This is a genomic window from Neomoorella sulfitireducens (assembly GCF_024733845.1).
GTDB lineage: Bacteria > Bacillota > DSM-521 > Neomoorellales > Neomoorellaceae > Neomoorella > Neomoorella sulfitireducens.
In genome coordinates, this window is the sequence record NZ_JANRHG010000001.1 from 518,663 (window position 1) to 543,767 (window position 25,105).

Below are 25,105 nucleotides of genomic sequence, written 5' to 3' on the forward strand. Positions count from 1 at the left end.
TAACAGGCAAACTATTTTATTTCTACCGTGGCGCCGGCTTCCTCCAGTTTGGCTTTGATGCTTTCTGCTTCCTCTTTGCTGACCTTTTCTTTAACAGGCTTGGGAGCATTATCTACCAGGTCCTTGGCTTCCTTAAGTCCCAGGGCGGTAATTTCACGTACTACTTTAATGACATTAATCTTTTTGTCACCGGCGGACTTCAGGATGACGTCAAATTCCGTCTGCTCTTCTACCGGTGCTTCGGCCGGGGCAGCTGCTCCCGGAGCTACGGCCATTGCCACCGGTGCAGCAGCGCTAACGCCGAATTCTTCTTCCAGGGCTTTAACCAGTTCGGCGAGCTCCAGCACCGTCAAACCTTTAACGATTTCGATGATTTCCTGAACTTTGCTCATAATTGAGAGTCACTCCTTTAAAAATTGTTTTATGCTGCTTCTTCTTTCTTCTTGCGAATGGCCTCCAGAACATAGGCGAGATTACGGATATTTCCGGCCAGGACGTTGACTAGCCCCGCCAGGGGAGCCTGGAAGCCGCCCACCACTTTAGCCAGGAGCTGTTCGCGGGAGGGCAGGTCGGCCAGGGTTTTGATCTCGTCCGGACTAATGACCCGCCCCTGCAAAACCCCTGCTTTAATCTGGAAGGTTTTGCTGCCCCGCATTACTTCCGATAAGATCTTAGCAGGAGCGGCAGGGTCGTTTAAGCTAAAGGCCGCAGCAGTTGGCCCTTCAAGAAAAGGTTCCAGGCCCTCCAGCCCCAATTCCCGGGCCGCCCTGCGCGTGAGGGTATTTTTCACTACTTTAAACTCCACACCGGCTTCCCGCATTTGCCGGCGTAGCCGGGTCATGTCGGCTACATTCATGCCCCGGTAGTCGGCCAGGATGGTGACGATGGAGTTGCCCAGCTTTTCCTTGACTTCGGCCACTGCTGCCACCTTGGCTTCCCGCTGCTTGTTCATTGCCCCACCTCCATTTCAAAAAATAAAAGCCCCGCAGACATGCGAGGACAAAAGGCTAGAGTAACACAGCCGAATATGCTACCTCGGCAGGAAATATTAAGCCTAAAAGGCACCTGCTGTCTACGGTAAACAGGTTATTAAGTTGCCAGGCAAATGTATTTTACTTTACGGCCCGTACGGGGTTAACTTTTATTCCCGGGCCCATGGTCGTGGAAAGGCTGATGCTCTTTAAATACTGGCCCCTGGCCGCTGCCGGTTTGGCCCTTACCAGGGCTTCTATTAAGGCCTGGAAATTTTCTTTCAGCTTATCTTCCGCAAAACTGGCTTTGCCTATAGGTGCATGGACAATGGCCGTCTTGTCTACCCGGAATTCAATTTTACCGGCTTTTACTTCCTTAACGGCACGGGTCACGTCCATGGTTACCGTCCCCGCCTTGGGATTGGGCATCAATCCCCGCGGTCCTAAAATGCGGCCCAGCTTGCCTACGGTGCCCATCATATCCGGGGTGGCGATAGCCACATCAAAGTCGAGCCAGCCGCCCTGGATTTTTTCCACCAGGTCTTCGGCGCCAACAAAATCGGCCCCGGCTTCCTCTGCTTCCCTGGCTTTTTCTCCCTTGGCAAACACCAGCACCCGCCGGGTTTTGCCGGTACCGTTGGGCAGGACCACCGTCCCGCGCACCTGCTGGTCGGCGTGGCGGGGGTCGACCCCCAGTTTTACTGCCACTTCAACAGTTTCGTCGAATTTGGCGCTGGCCGTTTTCTTAACCAGGGCTATAGCTTCATCGGGTTCGTAAAGCTGATGCCTTTCAACAAGCTTGCCGATTTCGCGATATCTCTTACCATGCTTGGGCATATAATCTTTCCTCCTTGTGGTACAAGCGGATTGCTCCTCCCACCGGCTGCTATTTAAGCCTCTACTTCCACACCCATGCTGCGGGCCGTACCCTCAACCATGCGCATGGCAGCTTCAACGCTGGCGGCATTTAAATCCTTCATCTTTAGTTCGGCTATCTCTCTAACCTTTTCCCGGGAAATCTTACCGACTTTCTTGCGGTTGGGCTCCCCGGAAGCCGTCTCAATACCCAGGGCTTTTTTAATCAGGACGGCGGCCGGCGGCGTTTTGGTAATAAAAGTAAAGGAACGGTCTTCGTAAACAGTTATCTCTACCGGAATGATCAAACCTGCCTGGCCGGCAGTCCGGTCGTTAAACTCTTTAACGAAGGCCATAATGTTAACACCATGTTGGCCAAGGGCCGGTCCTACCGGTGGTGCCGGCGTTGCCTTGCCTGCCGGGACCTGGAGTTTAACAACTGCCGTGACTTTCTTGGCTTTTGGTGGCAACTTTAACACCTCCTTTAAACTATTTTCTCGATCTGGTTGATGTCCAGCTCAATAGGTGTTTCCCGGCCGAACATGGAAACCATAACCTTTATCTTACCCTTGTCGGGCTGGATTTCTTCTATCGAACCAATAAAGTTCTCAAAGGGGCCGCTGGTGACGCGGACGTTTTCGCCCACGGCCACGTCTATCCGCGGCCGCGGCTCTTCGACACCCATTTGCTGCAGTATTTGCTGGGCTTCTTCTTCCCGGAGGGGTATAGGCTTGTTCCCAGTACCCACAAAGCCGGTTACCCCCGGTGTGTTGCGGACCACATACCAGGAATCGTCGGTCAGGATCATTTCTACCATAACATAGCCGGGGTATATTTTCCGTTTTACGATTTTACGTTTGCCGTCCTTAACCTGGATCTCGTCTTCCATGGGCACTACTATCCGGAAGATCTTATCGCCCATGTTCATTGATTCGACGCGCTTTTCCAGGTTGGCTTTGACCTTATTTTCGTAACCGGAATAGGTGTGGATGACAAACCAGGCCTTATCCATAATAACCTCTACCGTAAGATCAGTTTGCCCAGGAGGAAGCTAAAGATAGAGTCAAAAAGCCACAATAAGGCCGCCACAATAAGCACCGAAACCAGTACTACTGCCGTATAAGTTACCAATTCCTTGCGGGTTGGCCAGTGAACCTTTTTTAACTCAGCCCATGCCCCCCGCAAAAATTTGCTTGTCTGCTCTTTGAGACCGGCTTTGTTGCTTACGGTCCTGGCCGCAGTTTTTGTAGCCATAGATAAAACCCGCCCTATTTCGTTTCTTTGTGTACGGTGTGCCTGCCGCAGTTACTGCAGTACTTTTTCAATTCCAGGCGATCGGGGTTATTCTTTTTATTTTTGCTGGTCATATAATTGCGTTGCTTGCACTCGGTACATGCCAGGGTAATTCCCACCCGCACTGACGTCCACCTCCGTCTATGATCAAAGTGGGGAGGGGAAGATCGCCCTCCGGCAAATCCCCCTTCCCACTCTTCCTGATATCTTTACCAGCCGCTATTTTCCCGGTTCGGATAAACACTTTTATTAGTGTGCCATAAATATAAAGCCCTGTCAATATCTATTATTCACTAATCCCGGTGACGACGCCGGCGCCCACGGTGCGGCCGCCCTCACGGATGGCAAACCGCAAGCCTTCTTCTATGGCTATGGGCGTAATGAGCTCGATGCTCATGCGGATGTTGTCCCCGGGCATGACCATCTCTACCCCTTCCGGCAGCTTCACTACCCCGGTCACGTCCGTCGTCCGGAAGTAGAACTGCGGCCGGTACCCGTTGAAGAAGGGTGTATGCCGCCCGCCTTCTTCTTTCGTCAGTACGTATACTTCCGCGTTGAATTTGGTGTGCGGTTTGATGGACCCGGGTTTGGCCAGTACCATTCCCCGCTCTACTTCTTTGCGCTCTACGCCCCGCAACAGCGTGCCGATGTTGTCCCCGGCTACCGCTTCGTCCAGGATCTTCCTGAACATCTCTACCCCGGTTACTACCGTCTTCCTTACCTGCTCCCTTAAGCCTATTATCTCTACTTCGTCGCCTACCTTTACTTTGCCTCGCTCTACCCTGCCAGTCGTCACCGTGCCCCGGCCGGTGATCGTGAATACGTCTTCTATCGGCATCAGGAAGGGTTTGTCGACATCCCGTTCCGGCGTGGGTACATAGTCGTCTACCGCGTCCATCAGTTCCCAGATCTTGCTGCACCATTCGCATTCCCGCTTGCCGCACCCGCATTCCATCGCTTTCAGGGCGCTGCCCTTGATAATCGGTATCTCGTCCCCAGGAAATTCGTATTCGCTTAAGAGTTCCCGTACTTCCATCTCTACCAGTTCAAGCAGCTCGGGGTCGTCGACCTGGTCGACCTTGTTCATGAATACTACAATGTATGGCACCCCTACCTGCCGCGCTAAAAGTATGTGTTCCCGGGTCTGCGGCATGGGGCCGTCCGCTGCCGATACTACTAATATCGCCCCGTCCATCTGCGCCGCCCCGGTGATCATGTTCTTGACGTAGTCGGCGTGACCGGGGCAGTCGACGTGGGCGTAGTGCCTCTTCTCCGTCTCGTACTCGACGTGGGCCGTGGCTATGGTGATGCCCCGTTCCCTCTCTTCCGGCGCTTTGTCGATCTGGTCGTACGCCGTCGGTACCGCTCCCCCAGCTTTCGCCAGGCAGAAGGTGATGGCTGCCGTCAAAGTCGTCTTGCCGTGGTCTACGTGCCCTATCGTCCCTACGTTGACGTGGGGTTTCTTGCGTTCAAATTTTTGCTTGGCCATGGGTCTTTTGCCTCCTCCTAAAGTAACTTTTTTATTAGCTTCTTTGTCCCGCGCCAGTCCACGCAGCCGGGCATGGCTGTTCGCAAGAGATATTTCTACATTGGTCAGCCTTTTCCTGCTTGTACCCTGTATATTATTACCTCGACACTGTAAAATAATTCCGGTGACAGTTTGTTTTTAACAGTAGAAAGGGTATTATAGATTTATATGGCTTGTATTCTATGAAGGGAAAGGTTATCCATGCCCGTTATTTTACTAATCTTTTTATCTGTTCTCCTTGGGGCCGGCGCCCAGGTATTATTTAAAATTGGTGTGCTGCAGCTGGATAACTTCAAGTTTGATTTCCCGGGGATTACCGGCTTGCTCTTTACCCCCTATATCTTAGGCGGCTTGGCGGCTTTTGCTGTTAGCTTTTTCCTCTGGTTAAAAGTCCTGGCTGAAGCCCCTTTAAGTTTTGCTTATCCCATGGCCAGCCTGGGGTATGTCTTTGTCTTCCTGTTCTCCTGGCTCTACCTGGGAGAAAGCCTGCCTGTCTTACGGGTCATTGGTCTGGCCTTGATTATCACTGGTATCTTTTTCATCGCCCACAGTTAAACCCGCCTTTACTCTTTTAACCCGCTCCTGTCCCTTTGTAAAGCAGGAAGCCGGCAAGAATATGTACAGAGGTGAATTTACTTTGCCTGATTTAGTCCCCGATCTCAAAAATATCAAGGCCCGCATCCGGCAACACCAAAGCGGGCTTCTGGATGCCCGCCTTTATGCTCAATCGGCCGTGTTTTTACCCCTGATAAAAGAAAGGGACGATTCCCTCTCCCTGCTTTTTGAAGTACGTTCCCGAAATTTAAAAACCCAGCCGGGGGAAATTTGTTTTCCCGGGGGGCAAATTAAAAAGGACGATTGCAGCCCCCAAGAAGCGGCTGTAAGGGAAACCTGTGAGGAACTGGGGCTGCGTGCAGAGGACCTGGAAATCTGGGGCAAACTCGATGTGCTTGTTACCCCGTTCCAGCAAGTTATCCATCCCATTGCCGGCCTGCTGCGCCGTGCCGCAGCTATAAATCCCAACCCCCAGGAAGTTGCGGAGGTCTTTACCATTCCCCTGATAAGCCTCTTTACCACCACCCCGGCTTATCACGAAGTACAGGTCAAAATACAGCCACCGGAAGACTTCCCTTTTGAAAAAATTCCCCGCGGGCGCAACTATCCCTGGCGCCAGGCAACCTGGCCGGAGCTTTTCTATGAATTTGAAGGCCGCGTCATCTGGGGTATGACGGCAAGGTTGCTGCATCATTTTCTGCAAATTATAAGTTAAGGGCGCCGCCTGGCGCCCTTCGCATTTGCCTGCTAGTTGCCAAAGAAGAGCAGGATGAGGATCAGGAACAGAAGTAAAGCCCAGCTGCCGGAGAAACCCGGTCCGAAAAAGTTACCCACTGTTATTCCTCCTTTCTCTAAAAAACTTACATGGCATCAGTTGCCGAAGAACAGCAAAATGAGGATCAGGAAAAGGATAAATGCCCAGCTGCCGCTGCCGAAAAAGCCGTCTGCCATCTTGTGGTCCTCCTCTCTTTTTTCTCCAGGCTTTACTTTAAATTATGCCATTGCCTGCCAGAAGGTTACATCCATGAAAAAACGCCCGGCATTAAACCCGGGCTAAACAAAGATAAATAAAGCTATTAGCAGGAACAGGAAAAGGAAAACCAGCCCGCCATCGGACAGGATATCCCTTACCTGGACTTCAGGCTGGCTCTGCACCTCAGCCATGGTGCCACCCCCTCGGAAAAAGATGGCCGGTCCCGACACGTTACCCCGGCGTGCAGACCCTTCAACCCCGGTCTTTAGTCCTTCTCTGGTAGTTTATGTTTTTCTTTCACCGGTGGTTACCAATAAAAAATCCCCCGCAAGTCAGGGGGAATGGATTAAAATCATACTCAAACATTAAAACGAAAGTTAATAATATCGCCGTCCTGGACGATGTAGTCCTTGCCTTCCAATCGGGCCAGGCCTTTCTCCTTTACTTTATTCATATCTCCCAGCCTTTCCAGATCGCTGAAATTCACCACTTCGGCGCGGATAAAGCCCCGCTCGATATCGCTATGAATCTTGCCGGCCGCAGCCCGGGCACTGGTTCCCTCTTTAATGGTCCAGGCGCGGACCTCATCTTCTCCGGCGGTGAGGAAGGAGATTAACCCCAGGCGGCGGTAGATGGCCCGCGCCAGGCGGTCGATACCCGGTTCGGTAATGCCCATTTCTTCCAGGAAAACCTCCCGGTCGCCCGGTTCCAGGCGGGCTATTTCGGCTTCGAGTTCGGCACAGAGTTTTAACACCGGTATACCCCGGACGCCGGCATAGGCCTCAACCCCTTCCTGGCCTTCATAACGGCCTGCCCGTAACTGTTCCTCGTCAATATTGACCACAATTATCATGGGCCTGGTTGTTAAAAAGCCCATATGCCTTAAAACCTGCCATTCTTCAGACGTAAGACCGGCTTCCAGCAAGGGCTTCTCAGCTTCCAGGGCTTCCCGGCAGCGCTGCAGTGCCCTTTGTTCGGCCAGCAGGTCGCCTTTTACTTTCTTACCGGAGGCAATGCGTTCCAGCCTGGTTTCAACCAGCTGCAGATCGGCCAGCAGGAGTTCGGTATTGATTGTCTCCAGGTCACGTACAGGATTGAGATTCCCCTCTACATGGAGCACGTCCGCCCGTCGGAAGGCCCGGACAACATGAATCAGGGCGTCTACCTCCCGCACGGCAGCAAGGAAGGCCGCCCCGCTGCCGCGGGTCAATCCCGGTACATCAATAACCTCCAGGGTGGCCGGGGTGACTTTGCGCGGGTGGTAAAGGGAGGCCAGGAAATCGAGGCGGGGGTCAGGAATGGGTGCGGTCCGGATATTGGTTTTCGTACGGCCGGCAAAGGCCGAGGTTTCGGCTCCGGCTTGAGTTAAAAGGTTGAATAACGTGGTTTTGCCTACCAGGGGCAGGCCAATGATACCGCAGGTCAGGGCCAACATTTTTCACCTCGTCCTAAGTATAACAAGTCCTGGAAGAAAATAAAAGGCCGGGACCCCTGATAAATAGGCCAGGAGGCCCGTCCTGTAAAGTGCAATTATTATAACGGGTACGACGGTACGGAGATAAGAGCCGGTCAGTGCGCTGTACCGGCCGGTACCTTAAGATTTACGCCGGCCTGGCTCTGTGGCGCTGTCCTGGTCCAGAACTCAATAAAAAAGGCCAGAAAAACACCTGCCATTAACCCTAGAACACCGGCTATGGCCATGTTAAGCATCTTCCGCGGTTTCACCGGTACCACCGGTTCCACGGCCGGGGCAATCACGCGAATCTGGGTGCTGGTATCGAGGGTGCCTGCAATGCGAGCATCTTCGCTGCGCGCCAGGAGGGCCTGGTAATTTTCCTGGAGGTTCTGCAGGCGCGCCTGGTAGCGCGCATCTATCACCTTTTTCTGGGCCAGTTCGCCCTGGATCGCCTGTAGTTCCTCTTCGGTGATAATTATGGCCTGTTGCAGGGCCGCCAGCTTTTCTTCTAGCCTGGCAACCTCCATATGATACTTGTTAATCTCAGTGGCCAGGGCGAGGTAAACGGGATTCGGCTCCTCGCTCTCCAGGGTTAAACCGGCCACCTCCTGCGCCGGCCGCCCGCTCTGCTCCCGGGCGAGATCCTGTAGCAGAGGTTCATCGGCAACCGCTTTGGTGGTTTTCAACGTGGGCGGTATGCCGTCCAGCTTGGCTTCCGCCGCCTTAAGGGCCTCTCGCGTGCTTCGCAGTTCCACCCGGGTCGTCAGTAAATCGGATTTAAAGGTAGTTAACTGCCGGATTTTATCCTCCTGTTCGGCTTCCAATTCCTTAACATTGTTGGGCTGGAGCAAAAACTGGCGGTATTCCTCGGTAACTGCGTTCAATTTTTCTTCTTCCTGCTTTAATTGCTCCTCAAGGGCCGCCGTAGATTGACCCAGACGCCCTGCCCGCAGGTCTTTGATGAAAGCAACAAATTCATCAGCGAGGGTATTTACCAGTTTACTGGCCTGACCCGGATCTGTATCGCTAATAGTTATCTCCAGCAGGTTAGTTCCTTTAGGATTTTGCACCTTGATGGCCTTTTGCAGCGCCGGAATGGAGTATTTTTCCCTGTCCAGTCCCAATTTCTCCTGGACGCGCTGGAGCAGCATGGGATTGGTTATTTGGTAGAGGTAGGTTTCCATGGAGACCTGCTGGCTGGCAGCAAGGGACTGTAACAGGGCCTCCAGGGGGCTGTTTCCCTGGGGAGGGTTATTTGACGAGAGCAGGCTGATTTGCAGTGTAGCCTTGGCTTCATAAACCGGGGGAAGAATAACAAAGCTTAATATACCGCTGGTGATGAGGGCTATAATAGTCGTGACAGCAACCAGCAATTTCCGTTTCAGCAGGACCTCTATCAATTCGCGTAAAGAGACCTCTTCTTCCATTGCTCAGGCTCCTTTTTATAGCATATATGTTATAAATACTTTCCGCTTAAAATTTTAAACCATACCGCCCCCGTCCTCACATGACTATATTACCATACTCTGGACATAAAAGAAAACCCCGGTTTCACCTCCGGGGATTCTGGAGCCCTAAACTCGGACTGAACCGGTACCTCTAAAACCGCTGCCAATTAACTGAAATGGTATATCCGGTACCATTACTATAGTTGCTTAAAAATCGTCGCTAATTAACTGGAGCGCTTCTGCCACCGAGGTGACACCATTCAAGACCAGCCTCCTGGCATCTTTCTCCAGGGAACACATCCCCCCGGCGCGGGCTGCTTGTAAAATCTCATCCGGACCGGCCTGTGTCTCCACCAGGCGCCTGATGGCCGGCGTGAGTACCAACACTTCGTGGACGGCCTGTCGGCCCCGGTACCCGGTATGGCGGCAGGAAGGACAACCGCGCCCCTGCCACAGCGGCGTTCCGACCGGCAGGCTCAAGGCACGGCCTTCGGGGTGTTCGTCTCCCAGGATGTAGCTCTCCCTGCATTCAGGGCATATTACCCGTACCAGCCGTTGTGAAACCACCCCGGTGACGGCGGCCGCAACCAGGTAGGGGTCCACACCCATGTCCATGAGCCTGGTCAGGGCGCCGGGCGCATCGCTGGTATGCAGGGTGGAAAACACCAGATGGCCGGTAACGGCGGCCCGCACGGCCATAGTGGCGGTTTCCTGGTCGCGGATCTCCCCCACCATGATAACGTTGGGATCCTGGCGCAAAAGCGCCCGTAACCCGCTCGAGAAGGTAAGCCCGGTGCGGGGATTGATGGCCGTCTGGCTGATGCCGGGCAGCAGGTATTCCACCGGCTCTTCCAGGGTGACGATATTGCGGCGGCGGTCGTTAATATGGTTGAGGGCTGCGTAAAGGGTGGTAGTTTTGCCGCTGCCTGTGGGTCCGGTCACCAATAGCAACCCGTGGGGCCGGGAGATGAGCCTTTTAAAGCGCTCCAGGTTGCAGGGCGAGAAACCCAGCTTATCCAGGTCCAGTACACCCTGGCGTGCATCCAGGAGACGGCAAACTACCTTCTCGCCCCAGATCGTCGGCATCGTCGCCACCCGCACGTCGACGGGAATGCCGTCCAGCTTGAGCTGGATCCGTCCGTCCTGGGGCAGGCGGTGCTCGGCAATGTCCAGGCGGGCCATAACCTTGAGGCGGGTTATCACCGGCCCATGGTTGGCCCGGGGAAGTGTTAAATCGTCCTGGAGAATGCCGTCGATGCGGAAACGCACCTCCAGGTTTTTTTCCTGGGGAGTAATGTGGATGTCGCTCGCCCCGGCAGCAATGGCCCGTTCCAGGATAGAATCTACCAGGCGGGCTACCGGTCCCCCGTCCGCCGCCGTTTGTTCGGCATCGCCCGCGGCCGTCCCTGCCTCCTGCGCTGACGGGATTACGGCCACAGTACTGTAGTACTTCTCAATAGCCCGCCGGATCTCTCCCTGCAGGGCCAGGACGGGGCTGGCCATAAGGCCGGTGGAGATAAAAATTTCATCCATAGCTGCCAGGTTCAGGGGATCGGCGGTGGCCACCACCAGGCGGTCGCCCTTCTTTTCCAGGGGTATTACCTGGTAGCGCCTGGCTACCTGGGAAGGCAGGAGGGCCAGGGCTTCCGCCGCCGGTTCTATTTCGGCCAGGGACACCCGCGCCACGCCCAGTTGCTCCTCAAGAAACCGTAACAATTGTTCTTCGCTGATAAGCCCGTGCTGCTGGAGTATTTCCCCCAGGCGCTGGCCCGTCTGCTTCTGCTGCTGCAGGGCTTTCTGTAGCTCGGCGGCACTTAGAATATGCCGTTCAATGAGCATTTCCCCCAGGCGTCGCTGTTCCGGCACCGGTACGCACCTCCTTCGCCCTTGCCGCACCCGTCCAGCGGAAAAGGCTTAACTGCAATTGCTGGGCCGTTGCCGGCCCGAAATCCAGGATGACCCCATCCACCCGCACCAGCCGGGGAAAATCCTCCAGGCGGCGCAGTAACTCCAGGGCGGCGCTGCCACTGCCCTCCAGGACAAAGGACGCCTTGCGGGTAGAATAGGTGGTAGCCATTTCCTCCGCGCCGAAACTGGCCTGGAAGATGCGCAGATCGCTGGCGGCTATGGCCGCAGCCAGTTCGTCAACCAGTATGTCCCAGCCAGGTTCACGGCCGAAGTAGGCATCCATGGCCGCTACCTGGGAGTTGAGATCCGCGGGCGGGACGGCCATGGTTTCCTTTTGTAACCTCGACCGGTATTCTTCCACCTGCAACCTGGTGGCGACAACGGCCGCCCGGGTTGCCTGCAGGGACTTATACGGAGGCCCTATAAGGTATTGCCAGCCCAGGTAAAAGAGCAGGGCTACCGCGGCGGCCGTCAACAGCCAGGCCTGGCGGCCAGCCTCCTGTTTATCCCTAGCCGTCCAGGCCAGGTGTAACCGGCGCATTATCATTACCTCCCGCGCTGCCGGGTCGAATTTCTATCGTCAATTCCAGGTATTCGCCCGGCATTCCCCGGGTGTTTTCCCCGGTAGCCGTTATCTCCACCAAACGGTATTCCCGGAAAGGCTCCTCCCGGCTTAAAGATTGGAGAAAAGGAACCATCGTCTTCAGGTCGGGAACAGCCACCCTGGCGGTCAGTACCTCTTTCTCCAGGGTAATCCCGCGCAGCTCCACCCCTGTTCTTGCCGCTAGCTCGTGCAGCCGGGCTAGATACGGTGACCAGGCTTCCCCTTTTAAGAGGGGTACCAGCTCCTGGCGCCGTCGCAGGTCGGCGGCAATATAGGCGCCAGCCATCCCCGCCTCCAGCTTTTCTTGCAACACCCGGGAGGCTGCCGCCAGGGCTGCTCCCTCGTTCCCGGCAGTTGCCAGGGAACGCAGGGTCATATACCACCCCGAAAGCAGGATGACTACGGCCAGCAGGAGCGCCAGGAACTGCTGCCGGTAGGTTCGCCAGGGGCTGGCCGGCAACAAATCGCGGTGAAAAAGGTTGAATTCAGGAACAGCCATCCCCTCACCTCCGGCGCCGGACCAGGCCCAGGGCTGTAGTCCAGCCGGCAGCCAGCTCCGTCGCAGCGCTGGCCGGCAGGGCAGGAGAAAGTTCTATGCCCTCCACCATAGTTAGATAGACCGGAGGTTCTGCCACCTGGTTCTCTAAGGTAACAGCAATTTCCGGGGGCAGCGGTATCCCGGTAACCAGGACCCGGATGGCCCCGGTCCGGTAAAACTCCTGCCGGCAAAACGCCAGGGAACGCTCCAGCTCAGGGGCTACGCCCGACCAGAACCCTGCCTCCCCGCCGGTAACGCCGTTGCCGGCGGGTAAAAAACGATGAAAACGCAGGATATTATCCAGGAAGAAACTGAACTGGGGTGAATCCCGGTTCAGGGAGAGGATGGCCGTCGCCCTGCGGCCGTCGTCCCGGTGACCGGTGGCCGCCCTGAGCAGGCAATAGGGCTCAATATCAATAACCCGCGGCGCCGTCCCCGCCAGTTTCAGGGCCAGCACCAGCTGCTGCAGGTTGGTACGCCGGGTGGCCACCGCCATAATCGCCTCGCCGGCGCCGGGCGGCAGGCGGTAATCAACCACCAGGTCTTCCAGGGGGATGGGGACTTCAGCAGCTACCTTATAGCGCACCGCCCGGGCCGTATCACGGGGTTTTAAGCCGGCCAGGCTAAAAGAACGCACAAAGAATTGCAGGCCGCTCAGGCATACCGCCACCCTTTCCCGGAAAAACCGTGCCGGCTGCAAAGCCGCCTTCAGGGCGGCGCCCAGGTCGGCCGGGTCGCGGACGATGCCATTTTGCACCGCTCCTGCCGGGGTCGGGCAGGAGCCATAGGAATCCACCCGCAGCCTGTCACCTTTTTTGTGCACCCGTACCCAGGTAGACTCCCGGCTGTCTATCACCAGCCCGATCATACCTCTCCCTCTTTCTCACGGCCCCGGCGGCCAGCTCATCTCCGTCCAGCCGGCTACGGCCAGGGGCCCGGACCCTTCGAAATAGAGGCCCGGGGCTATACTGTTCACTACCCCGGCGTCGTAAACCCCCTGGAGGCCGCCGTCAAGGTCTATAACCCGGGCCACCATGGCCCCTTCGAAACGGCTCAAATTCAGGCCGCTGATGGTGCCCCCCGCCACCCACACGCCCTCAACTTTGCCGCCGAGATTGGTCACCTCAATATTACCCCCCGCCAGGATGGTCAGGCGCCGTGTGCCGGAAAAGGTCAGGTTGGTAAGCTCAACATCTCCCGTGGCCACCAGGAACAGGTTGTTACGCCAGAGGGCATAAACCCGGGCGTTTCCCTCCACAAAGACCAGGCTGTCGCGGCCGGCAACAGTATAGATTTCTCTATAGGCGTCTTGACCCGCATCGTAGTAAGTGCCGAAGTCCCGGGCCGCCTGGCGGTAATAATCCAGGTTCACCAGGGGCCGCGCCACCGCGGCGGCGTCTTCCACCTGCAGGGGGGTGAACCCCCGGAAATCCCCGGGGTTGTTGCCGGTTGTACCGGCCGCCGTTACCTGGGGCGGCCCGCTGATCTCGATCAATCCGGCACCGGCGATTAATTCGGCCAGCGCCCGCAGAAAGGCATCTTCCTCGATCAGGTGCCGCAGGGTAATGGTATTCCCGGCATGGACGCGGCCCTCCAGGTCGATAAAGGAGGGAATATCGATTAACGGCGGCAGGGATACCTTGATTCCCAGCCCCTCCACCGTAATGGTGTCCCCGGCCAGCAGGAGGTAACTGAGGGCCCCGGGCACGGAAGCGGGTTTAAATGCGGCAGTGATGCTGAAAAGGGGCTTTCCGGCCACCAGGCCGGTGCTGGTAAGGCGGAAAACCCGGCTGCCGGCGTCCCACTGCCAGAAATCATAGCGGTACTCCCGGCCGGGAACCACCTCCTGGGCAAGGCCCAGGGGCGGTGTCCAGGTCACGTCCCGGCGCACCTCGGCCACCGCCCGTTCCAGGCCGGCTTCGGCCAGGTAGCGCGCCACCAGCTTATTTTCCTCCCGCTTTCCGGCCAGCCAGCGGTTGTTGGCTACCTGGAGCAGGGAGACGGCCAGGGCGGCCATCAGGGCCATGGCCGTCAGGGCCATGATAAGGGCCGAGCCTCGGTTATCCAGCACCCTGCAGCACGGGGAAACGCCGGTCCCGCGGCTGCCAGGCCCCGGGCCGGCAGCCGCCTCCCCTTCCAGGCGGGGCGGTAGAAACCGCGCGCCGCAAATGCTGTCGCTCCGGCCGGCCGGTGGCGCCGGGAGGTGGCGGCCGCCGGGACGGTAATAGCTCTCCCTCTCGGGAACCCCTGTGGTCATAATCCTGCTGCCAGAACCTCCCCGCCCCTTTTTAAAGACAATCCCCCTGTATATCCACGCCCGGGTGTTGGCCGGGGACACAGCCTTTTTTATCTCCTTTTACCTGCGCCCGCCATCGGTTGCCGTCAGGGTAAGGGTGACCCCTCCCCGCCGGGCGGTGAGGTCCAGGCTGACGCTGCCCCCGTCCCCGCCCCGGAAACCCCCGGCCACCACCTTTTCCAGCCAGACCTCCCGGCCGTTCTCACGCTGGGCCAGGAGCTGCAAGCTCCCGTCCCCGGCTGGGGCCAGGGTGAGGGTCACCGCCAGCCCGTTACCTTCCAGCACCAGGGTGCGGCCCCCGTCCCTTACCGTCGCCAGGGGGTGCTGCCGCACCTCGCGGCCGAAACGGTCCAGGGCCAGGGACATTTGCTCCTGGAGGTAAATGCTGTCCGTCCCGGTGGTAAAGGCTTTCAAACCTTCCTGGAGCAACCCCGTCAAGGGCAGGAGGACCAGGGCCGCGATGGCCAGGGTTACAACTACCTCCAGCAGGGTAAAACCCACCTGCCGCTTCACCGGAGATCACCCCGCTTGGCGAAGAGGGTGTCCAGGGTGAGGGACTGCATCCCCGCGCGTCCCGGCCAACTCACTGTTATCGCCAGCCTTAAAAGGGTGGCCGGCGGGACCCGGGGCGGGTCGCCCCCCGCCAGCCACTGGCCCTTAACCTGGCGGGTGAAGGGCCGCCCCTCCAGTTCGTGGGAAGTCTCTTCCAGGGTGAAAACGTCGCTGCCGGCAACTTCCGGGGGCGGGAGGTAGGGCCGGCCGTCCACCTGCAGCTCCAGCATGCCCTCCACCCCCAGGGCCTTCAGTTCCTCCAGCCGCTCCCGGGCCAGGCCGGCGGCCAGCAGGGAGTCCCTTGCCGCCCCGGTAAGGCGCAGGCCGCTGCCGAAAAGGCCGCTCAGGGCCACCAGGCCCACCGCCAGGATGGCCAGGGCCGCCAGGACCTCCAGGAGGCTGAAGCCGGCCCGGGCCGAAAGCGGCCGCCGCCCGGGAGGGGCGCCCTTACCTGGCCCTGCCTTCGCTGCCGGGCCAAAAACTCTTGCCACCCTAATGCCCATGCTTGCTTATCCCTGTCTCCCAGAAAAGATTATTTAAGGTGTATAGCTTACAACTCCATTTGTTGATAGGATATAATTATCGGAATCTTTGATTTTAGAAGGATTGGTACTGATATAATTTTTATTGTATAATTCGCCAATCCAATCAGTAATACCATCGTTGGGATACTTGCCATTATCAAAATGGTACCTTTCCACCGCCGCCTGCAGCATCTGGACGTTGGCCTCAATTGTCTTCTGGGTTGCTTCGTCCCGGGAGCTGGCAACCCGCGGCACGACCAGGCCGGCCAGGATACCGATGAGGGCGATGACCGCCAGCAGTTCCAGCAGGGTAAAGCCCTTGTTGTTGCCCAGAACCCGGCACCGTAAAAAACGTCGCATCTTCATGAAATATTCCTCCTTTTGCTTTTCCTCACACCAGGGTTACGGCATCGAACATGGGCAGGATTATGGCCGCCACCATCAGGCCCACTACCGCCGCCATCATGAGCACCAGCAGCGGCTCCAGCAACGCCGAGAGCCGGGCCAGGACGGCGTCCGTCTCCTGCTCCAGAAAGGTGGCCATCCGGTCCAGCATTTCCACCAGGTGGCCCGTTTCCTCTCCTACCTGCAGCATCTGGATAAACATGGGTGCAAACAGCCCGGACCGCTCCAGGGGTAAGGCCATGCTCCCGCCCTCGCGCACGGCCTCCCGCGCCGCGGCAACGGCGCGACCCAGATGGCGGTTGCCTACCACCTCCCGCCCTATATCCAGCGCTTCCAGGACCGGTATGCCCCCGGCCACCAGGGTGGCCAGGGTACGGCCAAAGCGCGCCGTAAGCAACTGCAAATTGATGCCGCCCAGCACCGGCAGGCGCAGGGCCAGGAGATCCCGCATCTCCTGGAAGCCCTCCCGGCGGCAAAGAAGGTTTAACAGAACCGGGGCAATCAGGAGCAACATCAGTAAAAGGGTGGCGCGGTTACGGCAAAAGTCGGCCAACCCCAGGAGCAAGCGGGTAGGAGCCGGCAACGTTCCACCCATACTGGCAAAGAGCTCTGCAAAGCGGGGTAAGACCCCCACCACCAGGAAGACGGCGATGCCGGCGGCGGCGCACCCGACCACCAGGGGATAGGCCATCGCCCCTTTAAGGCTCGTGTAGACCTTGTGCTCGCGTTCGTAGTGGTCGGCGAGGCGCTTTAACACCTCTTCCAGAGACCCGCCGGCTTCGCCGGCCCGGATCATACTGCTGTACAGGCGCGGTATAAGGGGCTGGTGCCTGGCCAGGGCCTGCCAGAAAAAGAGACCATGGTGCAGATCCTGCACCACCTGCCTGAGAATACCGGCCAGGGTACGGTTCCTGCTCTGGCGGGCCATGGTCTCCAGGGCGTTGATAATCGGTACCCCGGCTCCGATCATCCCGGCCAGTTGACGGGAGAAGAGGGCCAGTTGCGCCCGCGGCAGGCAGGCGGGTACCAGCCTGCCCAGCCCTGCACCCGGCGCTGTCTTACCCGGTGCCAGCCGCAACACCACCAGGCCGCGGTTATTCAACAGGGCCAGGGCTTCCCTGGCATCGCCGGCCTCCAGTTGTCCCTGCTGCCGTCGCCCGGTACCGTCCCGGGCCTGATAAGAGAAACGCACCAACCTTCACTCCCGCCAGGAACCGGCACTCGTGTTCCCGGATATTTCTATGAAGTCTGCCCCGTTCATAGCCTCTGCGGTTATTTTCATTTTGCCACGGGAAACGTTCATATGACCAGTTACCCTGGTCATATGAACGGTCACTTTTTTAAGCCGGTAGAGCGCAGTAACTCCAGCGCCCTGGCCGCCAGGCCGGCCGCCACCCGCGCCGGCAGGATTACCTCACCCCGGATTACATCCCGTATAGAGGCAACCATCTGCGCCGCCCCGGTATCTTTGAAAAGAAAACCGTCAACGCCTGCGGCCAGGGCATTAAGGACGTAGTCTTCATCCTCAAAGGAACTCAACATGATTATCCTGGTAAGGGGAGATTTTTCCTTCAGGAGCTTCACGCTGGCTAGACCGCCCATCGCCGGCAGGCCCGTGTCCATCAGCACCACGTCGGGCGCCTGCATCCGGACCATGGTCATGGCTTCCCGCCCGTCACGGGCGACACCGACAACTTCCACATCCTCCTCCAGGTCCAGGATGGTCTTCAGGCCATCCCGTATCAGCGCATCACTTTCGGCAACCACTACCCTGATTTTTTTCATGGGCCTTTTCCTCCCTGAAAAAGAGGTGGGAAGCGAGAGGTTGGAGACGGGCGGCATCCGGGAACTGGCAACGCCCGTTCCTGCCTGTTTGCCTCTTATTTCTCCAATTCATCGCTGGTGCGGGCGCGAAGGGGCCCTTCCGGGGCCAGCAGAAAAGGGGCGGGGCAATGACCCCCGACCCCCGGGCTCTTGCCCGGTAAATTACTCCTCCGTACCACACCACAAGAATTAAGAATTATCGCTTTTAGATGGAGGTATTATAAATAAAAAAAGGTCATATGACCAGTTACCCCGGTCACATGACCTGTCATAATGAGGACAGGAAGACTGAAGCCTACCCTAGAGGCAGGATAATCTCCAGGCGACACCCTGCCCCGGGCCGCGCGGAAATAGACATTTCCCCCTCAAGTTCCTTCACCCTTTCCCGCATGGAGGTAAGGCCGAAACCGGGGTGAATTTCCTCCGCCCCTTTACCGTAATCCTGGAGCAGGAAGCGGGCCGTGCCGTTTTCCTCCGTCAGGGAGAAGTAAAAGGAGCGGCTGCCACCGTGCCGGATGCCGTTGGTGAGGCCTTCCTGGAGCGCCCGGTAGAGGACATACCGCCGCACCGGGTCCAGTTGCGGCAGGGGGTCAATGCGGTAGTCGATGGTTACGCCTGTGTTTTTAACTACATCCCGGATAAGGGTTTCCAGGTCCGGGACGCCCCCCGTCACGCCGCTCCCCCGCAACAAGCGCAGGGAACGGCGGATGTCGTCCAGGCCTTTACGGAGCTGTTCCTGGCACTGCTCCAGCTTCGGCTCTACCAGGCTGGCGTCCTTCTGCAATAGCCTCTTGCCGGCTTCGATTTGCACCAGCACGGAGGTCAGGGTATGCCCCACCGTATCGTGGATCTCCCGGGCGATGCGGTTTCTTTCCTCCAGCCTGGACTTCTCCACAAGGGCGTCCAGGGTTTCTTTCTGCAGGCGGGCCAGGCTCTCCGTCCGCTCGCGTACTTTTTCTTCCAGGGTGGCGTTCACCTGCTGCAGGCTGCGGTACAGGGCAGCGTTTTCGACGGCGATGGCGATCTGGGCTGCCAGGAGCTGCAGGGCTTCCACCCGGCCGGGATGAAAGCAGCCGGCGGTGATACTGTTTTCCAGGTAAAGGAGGCCTACCGGCCGTCCCTGACGCACGATGGGCAGGCAAAGTACGGACAGGGGGTCCCGGCCGGCCAGGGCGGGGTCGCTGCCGAACACGGGGTCGCAGGCCGCGTTGTCCAGCACGATAGTCTCGCCGCCGGTAAAGGCCCGGTCGATAATGGACCGGGGCAACATCCCGGCAAGCTCCAGGGGCAGGGACGGCAGGACCTCCACCTCGATCCCTTCCCTGCCGGTCACGGCCCTGGCCTCAAGGTATAACTGTCCTTCCCGCTGCATCAGGAAGGCACCCCGGTTGGCACCGGCGTTCTGCATGGTTATTTCCATCATTTGCGGCAGCAAGTCTTCCAGGACGATTGTTCCGGAGAGGACCTGGGCGGCGCGGTAAACCGCCCGCATATCTACGGTTTCTGCCAGGTTACGGCCTGCTTCCCCGAACCTGCCGCCCGGCTTTTCGTCCGGCGCAGCCCCTTCCCCTGCCAGCCAGGGATAGCGGGAGCGAAGCTGCTCCGTTTTTACCCTCGCCCCCCAGGTGCTATAACCCGCATAGGCGTCGCGTATGTATTTCCGGGCCAGGCCTGTTTTCCCCCTGGCAAAGTAAAAACGGGCCGCGCACTCGCTGGCAATGGCAGCATTCTGGACAAACCCGTTGGCCTGTGCCGACCGGGCGGCCTCCTCGTATAGCTGGGCAGCCCTGTCGTCCTGCCGGCGTATCCGGGCAATCTCCGCTGCGATTAAAAGGTATTTATGCTCGAAATTAGCCGGGCAGCGTCGCGCCCACTGCTGCATTTGCCGTTGTTTACGCATTAATAACAGCCGGTAAACCGCTTTTTCCCTCACCGGGAGGGAATGATATACCGCCGTCACCGTCAGGCAATAATAGAAGGCATGGTCGGCCAGGTAGACTTCGCCAAAGTACAGTTTGGTCAGGCGTTCAGCTTCCTTTAAAAGGGGTAAGGCTTGCTGGTAATACCCGAGAAGATAGTAAACCTGGTTCTTGCAAAGATAGTAATCAAAGAATTCTTTGGCCCTGATCTGGTAACCCGTATCCCCGCGAATAAAACTTTCTTCATCGAAGGTGTTGTCACTGAAGGTATCCGGGCTGCGCGTTAAACCCTGCAGGTTGAGAACCATTTGCCGGTATATGGTCAGGAAGCAGGCAAAATAGGGGTCTTTTACCTTTGCCGCCAGCTGGAAATAATCCCGGATTTGTTTCTCCAGTTCCTCCAGGGGCACACCCCGGAAGTGCCTGGAAACAAGCATAAAGGTCATGGCGTACCCGGCATAAGTAAAGTCGCGGGCATCCAGGCTGCCCTCCCTGGCCTTTTCCAGGAACAATTCCCCCTGCCGGGTGTGTTCCAGCCACGGGAGGAAAAAAGCCCCATATAAAAAATTGACGATATATTTATCGGTAGGGGTGCCGTACCGCTCCGCCAATGCCAGGGCTGTTTTCCCCAGGGCGACTCCGGTGGCAAAATCTTTCAGGCGGATAATACTGACCATAGCCAGGATCATGTAACCGGAGCTGGAGTGGGTAAAATGACCGTGCTGTAAAGAAAGCTGGCAGATCTTCAGGCTGATGGCGAAAAGCAGGTCCTCGTTATTATTGTAGGCATAGGGGGAAAGGGCGAGGAGGAGGTTCAAAACCGCCTGGACTTCCTCGCCCCGGGCCGGTGCCAGGTTAATAATCTGCTCAATCCCTACTTTTTTAATCAGCCTTCTTACTTTGATTAACTCCCGGATTATATAGGGCATCTTCGGTTTGGCGGGCAGGTAACACCCCAGCTCCCTTAAACCTTCTAATCCTACCTCCAGGGCACGGGCATCAAAATCGTTTTTGGTAGCATATAGAATAGCGATCAAACGCAACTGCGTCCTGTCCAACTTGCTCCGGGCTTTGGCCAGCAACTCCCGGTACAGTTCCCCCCCTTCGTTATAATGACCGCAGAGGTACTGGCATTCCAGGTACTCCCGGTACAGCTGGAAAGTCAAAGAATAATGGCTTTCCCAGGAGTTATCCCCCAGCAACGTTAAGCCTGTATGCAAGTAGTTCCGGGCGGAAGTAAAAGCCGAAGCCTGTTTGGCCTTCTGCCCGGCCAGGAGATTATATTCAGCACCGCGTATCCAGGCATTCTCCTGTCGCAATATATCTATACCCAGGTTCAAATGGTTGACAGCCGTAAAAAAGGCTACCGGGTCGGAATCTTCCCCGGCTTGCGGTCGTTCTTCCTCTCCTGCCAGCAGGAAACACCCCAGGCGATAGTGGAGGAACTTTTTTTCCTCCTCGGAATTCATGAGATAGGCCGCCTGGTGCACCCGGTCGTGGACGAAATTATAAGCCTGGCCCCCGGCTTCCTGGATCAACCTCTCCCGGAGGCAGTCACGCAAGCCCCCGGCAACAAGGGCGGCGGGTTGTCCGGCAACTTCCGCCAGCAGGGGTACGGTAAAAGTATTGCCGATACAGGCAGCCCATCGCAGCAGGTCCTTGCTCGTACCGGGCAACCGCCCGATCTTCTCCACCAGGAAACTGATAATGTCGGCAGCAATCTCTGTTTTTTCTATTTGCCTCAGGTCCCACTGCCAGCCGCCACCCGGGCGCGACGTGATTAATCCCTTTTGGTACATGGTCTGGAGCAACTCCCTGACAAATAGGGGGTTGCCGCCGGCCTTTTGGTAGATAAACTCGCCGAGGGGCCGTACTTCTCCGCCGGGGCAGGAAAGACTGGCGGCAATAAAATCTTCCACCTCCCCGGGTACAAGGGGGGATAGCCTGATGGTTGTCAACCGCTTTCCTTTGTGTTCCAGATCCCGGAGGGTAGTCCTGAAGATATGACCCGGGGTTATTTCCTCCTCGCGATAGGTACCTATAAACAGCAGGTGGCGGACCTCGTGTTCCAGGAAAGTTGCTTCCAGGAGTTGTAGCGTTCCGGGGTCAGCCCATTGCAAGTCGTCCAGGAAAAGTACTAAGGGTGCATCTTGGCGGGCGAACACCTGAAGCAATTGAGCAAAGGCATAGAAAAGGCGTTCCCTGGCCTCCAGGCTGGAACCGGGCGTCACTGCAGGCCGCTCCCCTACCAGCCATCCCAGGGACGGCAGTAACGTTGTGATCAGGGAAGCATTGGCCCCCAGCCGGGCGTTGATCTGCTCCTGCCAGCCCCTTAATTCTTCCGGGCTCCGGCCTGCCAACAGCTGCAACAACTCCTCTAAGGATGCTACAACCGGGCTATAGGGGACCTCCTTCGTTAAGGACTGGCATTTCCCGCTGATAAAAAAACCCGGTTTTCCCCGGACCTGGCCTGCCAACTGCCGGACCAGCCTCGTCTTGCCGATTCCTCCCGGACCGGCAATCAAAACGATCTCGCCCGGGCCGCGGCCAACCCTTTCCAGGGCCTCCTGCAGGAGGCCCAGTTCCTTTCCCCGGCCGTAAAATGCGTCTGAAAGTTTAAAGGTGAAGGGGGAATCATATTCGCCAAGCTTAAAGGTAGTAATGGCACCCTTCTCTTCCCATTCTGCCAGGCACCGCCTTAAATCCCTTTCCAGACCCGCGACGCTCTGGTACCTGCGGTCGGGATCCCGGGCCAGGCATCTCATGATTATATCGGAAATCACAGCCGGAACGGTGGCCGGCATTTCCCGGGGGGGCTTAATCTCACCCGCCACCAGGGCATGAAACCATTCCAGAGGGTCCGCGGCGGCAACGGGTAAGCAACCGGTTGCCATTTCATAGAGGATGACCCCCAGGGAGTAGATGTCGGTACGCCGGTCAATGGGGCGGTTGAGACGCCCGGTTTGTTCCGGTGAGAGATAGGCAAAGGACTGCCTGGCGGGGAAAGGATAGGGGGCTTGCTCCCTGGCGGTTGTGCCTGCCATAAAGGCGCGGCTGCAATCAATCAAGTACAGGTCGTTCCGGGCCTTATCCAGAAGCAGGATGTCCCGGTTAAGGTCGCCGTGGATCAGATCCTGCCGGTGCAGGCGGGCGATTATCCCGGCTAGCCTTGCCGCCAGAGGCAGAAAGGTCCCCACAGGTAAACCCCGGGCTGTCGCATACCGCCGCAGGGGGACCAGATCCCCCACAGCGGCTACCAGTCCGGGGCTAGGGGGGCCGGTATGTATCTCTTCAAAACACAGACAGCCGTCCGGGTGCAGCAGGTGGATAATTTCCACTTCCCGCCGCAGGCGTCCCGCGGCTTCTTCCGGAGAGGCTGCACCGGCCAGCATCTTAAGTAAAACCGGCTTCAAAGTCCTGCTGTCCCTAGCCAGGCAAGTGAAACAATATTCGGTCTCGTACAACGTTTCCTGAAGTTCGTAACCCGGTTTAACAACCATCAAGCTTTCACCTGCCCGGTTGATGATTGAGCTTTATATGAGGGAACTGTTTCGCCAGAATGGCAACAGCCGTTTTCCGATCGCTGGTACCGATCTTTTCGTAGATAACGCTGATATAGTTTTTTACCGTTCCCTCGGTCAGTTGCAGTTGCCTGGCAATCTGCCTGTTGTTGAGGCCGGACACCATCAGGGCAGCCACTTCTTGTTCACGGGCGGAAAGGGTAGGGTCGCCTGCTTTTTGTTCCGCTTTTTTCCCCATGTTATTTGCCAGTTCCAGGAACCCGGCCACCCGGGTGGCCAGCTTGCCGGCCACCCGGGCCGGGAGGATTAGCTGGCCCCGGTAGGCGTTGCGTATGGCTGCAAGCAACTGGTCCGCCTGGATGTCTTTTAAAAGGTACCCGTCGGCGCCGTAGGCCAGGGCATTGATTATATAGTCTTCGTCGTCGAAGGTAGTGAGCATAATCACTTTCACGGGCGGGAAATGCTCTTTAATTAACCTGACACATTCCACCCCGTCCATCACCGGCATGCGGACGTCCAGCAACACCACGTCCGGCATTAACTCCTGCACCATAACCCATGTTTCCTGCCCGTTGGCGGTAGCGCCTACCACTTCCATATCTACTTCCAGGTCGATTATCGTTTTCAGGCCGTCGCGCATCAGGGCCTGGTCGTCGGCAACGATTATCCTGATTTTTCCTTTGTCCATAATTGCATACCTCCCGGGCCAGGAGATGCTCTTCCTTGCGGCGGCGACGTCGCCTTTTTACGGCCAGGCTACAGAATCTAACTGCACATAATTATATTGAAATTATACTTTCGCGTATAAGTTAAAAATTCCTTTAAAGCCGGCAACTGTTTTTGTAAAATTCACAGGTAGAAAAATAAAAAAGAACCGGTACCTTTCCGGTTCGCAAATATGGTTTCTTTGGAGCCCATAACCGGGATTGAACCGGTGACCTCCGCCTTACCAAGGCGACGCTCTACCGACTGAGCTATATGGGCATGGTTGCGGGGGATGGACTTGAACCATCGACCTTCGGGTTATGAGCCCGACGAGCTACCAGCTGCTCCACCCCGCATTATGGATGTGGGATGTGTGATCCCACTTCTCACTTCTCTAATGGTGGAGGGGGCTGGATTTGAACCAGCGAAGGCTGCGCCAGCAGATTTACAGTCTGCCCCCTTTGGCCAACTCGGGAACCCCTCCATATTCCTTTTCAGACGCAAAAGTAATTATAACATCATGCTTTGAAAGCGTCAAGCCTTTTTAAACGGTAATTATTGGCTGCTATCCCTTCGTTCCAGGTAACGCTCCAGCTTGCGCTTTACCCGCTGGAGGGCGTTATCAATAGATTTAACATGGCGTTTCAAGTCCACGGCGATTTCCTGGTAAGATTTTCCCTCCAGGTAGGACATTAATACTTTCCACTCCAGGGAGCTTAAAATCTCGCCCATTTTTTCTTCAATATCAACGAATTCTTCCTGGCTGATGATTAATTCTTCCGGATCGGTAATTTTAGAACCCGAGATAATGTCCAGCAGGGTGCGGTCGGAATCTTCATCATAAATGGGTTTATTGAGGGAAACATAAGAGTTCAGGGGGATGTGCTTTTGCCGTGTAGCCGTTTTAATGGCGGTGATAATCTGCCGGGTAATACACAGCTCGGCAAAGGCACGGAAGGATGATAATTTGTCGCCGCGAAAATCGCGGATGGCTTTATAAAGGCCGATCATCCCTTCCTGGACGATATCCTCCCGGTCGGCGCCAATGAGGAAATAGGACCGGGCTTTCGCCCGGACAAAATTGCGGTACTTATTAATCAAATATTCCTGGGCTACTTCATCACCTTCCTGGGCCAGGTAAACAATATCTTCATCCCCGAGAACTTCGTAAGGTTGCCACATTTCCTGCTGTACATTAACACTCATGCCAACGCCTCCAACCTTCCAAGA

The 25,105-nt window shown here is 57.0% G+C and carries 25 protein-coding genes, 3 tRNA genes and 1 other annotated feature; of the genes, 2 read left to right on the forward strand and 26 right to left on the reverse strand.

Annotated features, from left to right (window positions below; genetic code table 11):
* Positions 1–11: 11 nt before the first annotated feature.
* The 8 genes from rplL to tuf all read right to left on the reverse strand — a co-directional run bounded on the left by rplL (position 12) and on the right by tuf (position 4,608).
* Positions 12–392: a 50S ribosomal protein L7/L12 gene (rplL, locus tag NWF31_RS02515; RefSeq protein WP_258358918.1), complete on the reverse strand. Its 381-nt coding sequence runs from the start codon at positions 390–392 to the stop codon at positions 12–14.
* A gap of 29 nt (positions 393–421) precedes the next feature.
* Positions 422–952: a 50S ribosomal protein L10 gene (gene rplJ / locus NWF31_RS02520; RefSeq protein ID WP_258358919.1), complete on the reverse strand. Its 531-nt coding sequence runs from the start codon at positions 950–952 to the stop codon at positions 422–424.
* 13 nt (positions 953–965) lie between these two features.
* Positions 966–1,096, reverse strand: a sequence feature (ribosomal protein L10 leader region).
* Between the two features lie 16 nt (positions 1,097–1,112).
* Positions 1,113–1,808: a 50S ribosomal protein L1 gene (gene rplA, locus NWF31_RS02525; RefSeq protein WP_258358920.1), complete on the reverse strand. Its 696-nt coding sequence runs from the start codon at positions 1,806–1,808 to the stop codon at positions 1,113–1,115.
* Positions 1,809–1,861: 53 nt separating this feature from the next.
* Positions 1,862–2,296 (reverse strand): 50S ribosomal protein L11, encoded by a 435-nt coding sequence (gene rplK / locus NWF31_RS02530; protein ID WP_258358921.1) that lies wholly within the window; start codon positions 2,294–2,296, stop codon positions 1,862–1,864.
* A 14-nt stretch (positions 2,297–2,310) separates the two neighbouring features.
* A complete protein-coding gene (gene nusG, locus NWF31_RS02535; protein WP_258358922.1) occupies positions 2,311–2,838 on the reverse strand; it encodes a transcription termination/antitermination protein NusG in 528 nt (175 codons plus the stop codon).
* A gap of 8 nt (positions 2,839–2,846) precedes the next feature.
* The gene (secE, locus tag NWF31_RS02540; protein WP_258358923.1) at positions 2,847–3,080 is read right to left on the reverse strand and encodes a preprotein translocase subunit SecE; all 234 of its coding nucleotides are present in this window, start codon (positions 3,078–3,080) and stop codon (positions 2,847–2,849) included.
* Positions 3,081–3,094: 14 nt separating this feature from the next.
* Positions 3,095–3,244, reverse strand: a complete 150-nt coding sequence (rpmG, locus tag NWF31_RS02545) for a 50S ribosomal protein L33 (RefSeq protein ID WP_258358924.1) — start codon at positions 3,242–3,244, stop codon at positions 3,095–3,097.
* A 161-nt stretch (positions 3,245–3,405) separates the two neighbouring features.
* Positions 3,406–4,608: an elongation factor Tu gene (tuf, locus tag NWF31_RS02550; RefSeq protein ID WP_258358911.1), complete on the reverse strand. Its 1,203-nt coding sequence runs from the start codon at positions 4,606–4,608 to the stop codon at positions 3,406–3,408.
* Positions 4,609–4,848: 240 nt separating this feature from the next.
* Between tuf and NWF31_RS02555 the strand changes: the two genes are divergently transcribed.
* Positions 4,849–5,202 carry an SMR family transporter gene (locus NWF31_RS02555; RefSeq protein ID WP_258358925.1) on the forward strand — a complete coding sequence of 118 codons (354 nt, stop codon included), beginning with the start codon at positions 4,849–4,851 and terminating at the stop codon, positions 5,200–5,202.
* 82 nt (positions 5,203–5,284) lie between these two features.
* Positions 5,285–5,917: an NUDIX hydrolase gene (locus tag NWF31_RS02560; protein WP_258358926.1), complete on the forward strand. Its 633-nt coding sequence runs from the start codon at positions 5,285–5,287 to the stop codon at positions 5,915–5,917.
* Between the two features lie 616 nt (positions 5,918–6,533).
* Here NWF31_RS02560 and ychF read toward each other — a convergent pair.
* The 18 genes from ychF to sigH form a co-directional block, all read right to left on the reverse strand.
* Entirely contained in the window at positions 6,534–7,610 is a 1,077-nt protein-coding gene (ychF, locus tag NWF31_RS02565) for a redox-regulated ATPase YchF (protein WP_258358927.1), read from the reverse strand.
* A 134-nt stretch (positions 7,611–7,744) separates the two neighbouring features.
* Positions 7,745–9,058 carry a GumC family protein gene (locus tag NWF31_RS14725; RefSeq protein ID WP_258358928.1) on the reverse strand — a complete coding sequence of 438 codons (1,314 nt, stop codon included), beginning with the start codon at positions 9,056–9,058 and terminating at the stop codon, positions 7,745–7,747.
* A gap of 228 nt (positions 9,059–9,286) precedes the next feature.
* The gene (locus NWF31_RS02575) at positions 9,287–10,945 is read right to left on the reverse strand and encodes a GspE/PulE family protein (RefSeq protein WP_258358929.1); all 1,659 of its coding nucleotides are present in this window, start codon (positions 10,943–10,945) and stop codon (positions 9,287–9,289) included.
* Positions 10,908–11,528: a hypothetical protein gene (locus NWF31_RS02580; protein ID WP_258358930.1), complete on the reverse strand. Its 621-nt coding sequence runs from the start codon at positions 11,526–11,528 to the stop codon at positions 10,908–10,910. The genes NWF31_RS02575 and NWF31_RS02580 overlap by 38 nt, the downstream gene beginning before the upstream one ends.
* Positions 11,497–12,090, reverse strand: coding sequence for a hypothetical protein (locus NWF31_RS02585; protein WP_258358931.1), 594 nt, complete (start codon positions 12,088–12,090; stop codon positions 11,497–11,499). The genes NWF31_RS02580 and NWF31_RS02585 overlap by 32 nt, the downstream gene beginning before the upstream one ends.
* Before the next feature lie 4 nt (positions 12,091–12,094).
* Entirely contained in the window at positions 12,095–12,997 is a 903-nt protein-coding gene (gene pilM / locus NWF31_RS02590) for a type IV pilus biogenesis protein PilM (RefSeq protein ID WP_258358932.1), read from the reverse strand.
* Between the two features lie 15 nt (positions 12,998–13,012).
* Positions 13,013–14,467, reverse strand: coding sequence for a hypothetical protein (locus tag NWF31_RS02595; RefSeq protein ID WP_258358933.1), 1,455 nt, complete (start codon positions 14,465–14,467; stop codon positions 13,013–13,015).
* Positions 14,468–14,485: 18 nt separating this feature from the next.
* Positions 14,486–14,938: a PilW family protein gene (locus NWF31_RS02600; protein ID WP_258358934.1), complete on the reverse strand. Its 453-nt coding sequence runs from the start codon at positions 14,936–14,938 to the stop codon at positions 14,486–14,488.
* A complete protein-coding gene (locus tag NWF31_RS02605) occupies positions 14,935–15,480 on the reverse strand; it encodes a type IV pilus modification PilV family protein (RefSeq protein WP_258358935.1) in 546 nt (181 codons plus the stop codon). Before NWF31_RS02605 ends, NWF31_RS02600 begins: the two co-directional genes overlap by 4 nt.
* 33 nt (positions 15,481–15,513) lie before the next feature.
* Positions 15,514–15,867 (reverse strand): competence type IV pilus major pilin ComGC, encoded by a 354-nt coding sequence (locus tag NWF31_RS02610; RefSeq protein WP_258358936.1) that lies wholly within the window; start codon positions 15,865–15,867, stop codon positions 15,514–15,516.
* Positions 15,868–15,892: 25 nt separating this feature from the next.
* On the reverse strand, positions 15,893–17,098 hold the full coding sequence (locus NWF31_RS02615) for a type II secretion system F family protein (protein ID WP_258358937.1): 1,206 nt from the start codon (positions 17,096–17,098) through the stop codon (positions 15,893–15,895).
* 140 nt (positions 17,099–17,238) lie between these two features.
* On the reverse strand, positions 17,239–17,691 hold the full coding sequence (locus NWF31_RS02620; RefSeq protein ID WP_258358938.1) for a response regulator: 453 nt from the start codon (positions 17,689–17,691) through the stop codon (positions 17,239–17,241).
* Positions 17,692–18,025: 334 nt separating this feature from the next.
* A complete protein-coding gene (locus NWF31_RS02625) occupies positions 18,026–23,149 on the reverse strand; it encodes an AAA family ATPase (RefSeq protein ID WP_258358985.1) in 5,124 nt (1,707 codons plus the stop codon).
* A 7-nt stretch (positions 23,150–23,156) separates the two neighbouring features.
* Complete coding sequence (locus NWF31_RS02630) at positions 23,157–23,858, reverse strand: response regulator (RefSeq protein WP_258358939.1); 702 nt, start codon at positions 23,856–23,858, stop codon at positions 23,157–23,159.
* A 220-nt stretch (positions 23,859–24,078) separates the two neighbouring features.
* Positions 24,079–24,154: transfer RNA gene (locus tag NWF31_RS02635), tRNA-Thr, on the reverse strand.
* Between the two features lies 1 nt (position 24,155).
* Positions 24,156–24,231: transfer RNA gene (locus NWF31_RS02640), tRNA-Met, on the reverse strand.
* Positions 24,232–24,273: 42 nt separating this feature from the next.
* A tRNA-Tyr gene (locus NWF31_RS02645) sits at positions 24,274–24,359 on the reverse strand.
* 71 nt (positions 24,360–24,430) lie between these two features.
* Positions 24,431–25,081, reverse strand: coding sequence for an RNA polymerase sporulation sigma factor SigH (gene sigH / locus NWF31_RS02650; protein WP_258358940.1), 651 nt, complete (start codon positions 25,079–25,081; stop codon positions 24,431–24,433).
* Positions 25,082–25,105: the final 24 nt, after the last annotated feature.

Excerpts from the sequence above, each read along its gene's own strand:
- rplL (WP_258358918.1), bottom strand. The coding sequence starts at position 392 with ATGAGCAAAGTTCAGGAAATCATCGAAATCGTTAAAGGTTTGACGGTG.
- rplJ (WP_258358919.1), bottom strand. The coding sequence starts at position 952 with ATGAACAAGCAGCGGGAAGCCAAGGTGGCAGCAGTGGCCGAAGTCAAG.
- rplA (WP_258358920.1), bottom strand. The coding sequence starts at position 1,808 with ATGCCCAAGCATGGTAAGAGATATCGCGAAATCGGCAAGCTTGTTGAA.
- nusG (WP_258358922.1), bottom strand. The coding sequence starts at position 2,838 with ATGGATAAGGCCTGGTTTGTCATCCACACCTATTCCGGTTACGAAAAT.
- secE (WP_258358923.1), bottom strand. The coding sequence starts at position 3,080 with ATGGCTACAAAAACTGCGGCCAGGACCGTAAGCAACAAAGCCGGTCTC.
- tuf (WP_258358911.1), bottom strand. The coding sequence starts at position 4,608 with ATGGCCAAGCAAAAATTTGAACGCAAGAAACCCCACGTCAACGTAGGG.
- NWF31_RS02555 (WP_258358925.1), top strand. The coding sequence starts at position 4,849 with ATGCCCGTTATTTTACTAATCTTTTTATCTGTTCTCCTTGGGGCCGGC.
- ychF (WP_258358927.1), bottom strand. The coding sequence starts at position 7,610 with ATGTTGGCCCTGACCTGCGGTATCATTGGCCTGCCCCTGGTAGGCAAA.
- NWF31_RS14725 (WP_258358928.1), bottom strand. The coding sequence starts at position 9,058 with ATGGAAGAAGAGGTCTCTTTACGCGAATTGATAGAGGTCCTGCTGAAA.
- NWF31_RS02580 (WP_258358930.1), bottom strand. The coding sequence starts at position 11,528 with ATGCGCCGGTTACACCTGGCCTGGACGGCTAGGGATAAACAGGAGGCT.
- NWF31_RS02585 (WP_258358931.1), bottom strand. The coding sequence starts at position 12,090 with ATGGCTGTTCCTGAATTCAACCTTTTTCACCGCGATTTGTTGCCGGCC.
- pilM (WP_258358932.1), bottom strand. The coding sequence starts at position 12,997 with ATGATCGGGCTGGTGATAGACAGCCGGGAGTCTACCTGGGTACGGGTG.
- NWF31_RS02605 (WP_258358935.1), bottom strand. The coding sequence starts at position 15,480 with ATGGGCATTAGGGTGGCAAGAGTTTTTGGCCCGGCAGCGAAGGCAGGG.
- NWF31_RS02610 (WP_258358936.1), bottom strand. The coding sequence starts at position 15,867 with ATGAAGATGCGACGTTTTTTACGGTGCCGGGTTCTGGGCAACAACAAG.
- NWF31_RS02620 (WP_258358938.1), bottom strand. The coding sequence starts at position 17,691 with ATGAAAAAAATCAGGGTAGTGGTTGCCGAAAGTGATGCGCTGATACGG.
- NWF31_RS02625 (WP_258358985.1), bottom strand. The coding sequence starts at position 23,149 with ATGGTTGTTAAACCGGGTTACGAACTTCAGGAAACGTTGTACGAGACC.
- NWF31_RS02630 (WP_258358939.1), bottom strand. The coding sequence starts at position 23,858 with ATGGACAAAGGAAAAATCAGGATAATCGTTGCCGACGACCAGGCCCTG.
- sigH (WP_258358940.1), bottom strand. The coding sequence starts at position 25,081 with ATGAGTGTTAATGTACAGCAGGAAATGTGGCAACCTTACGAAGTTCTC.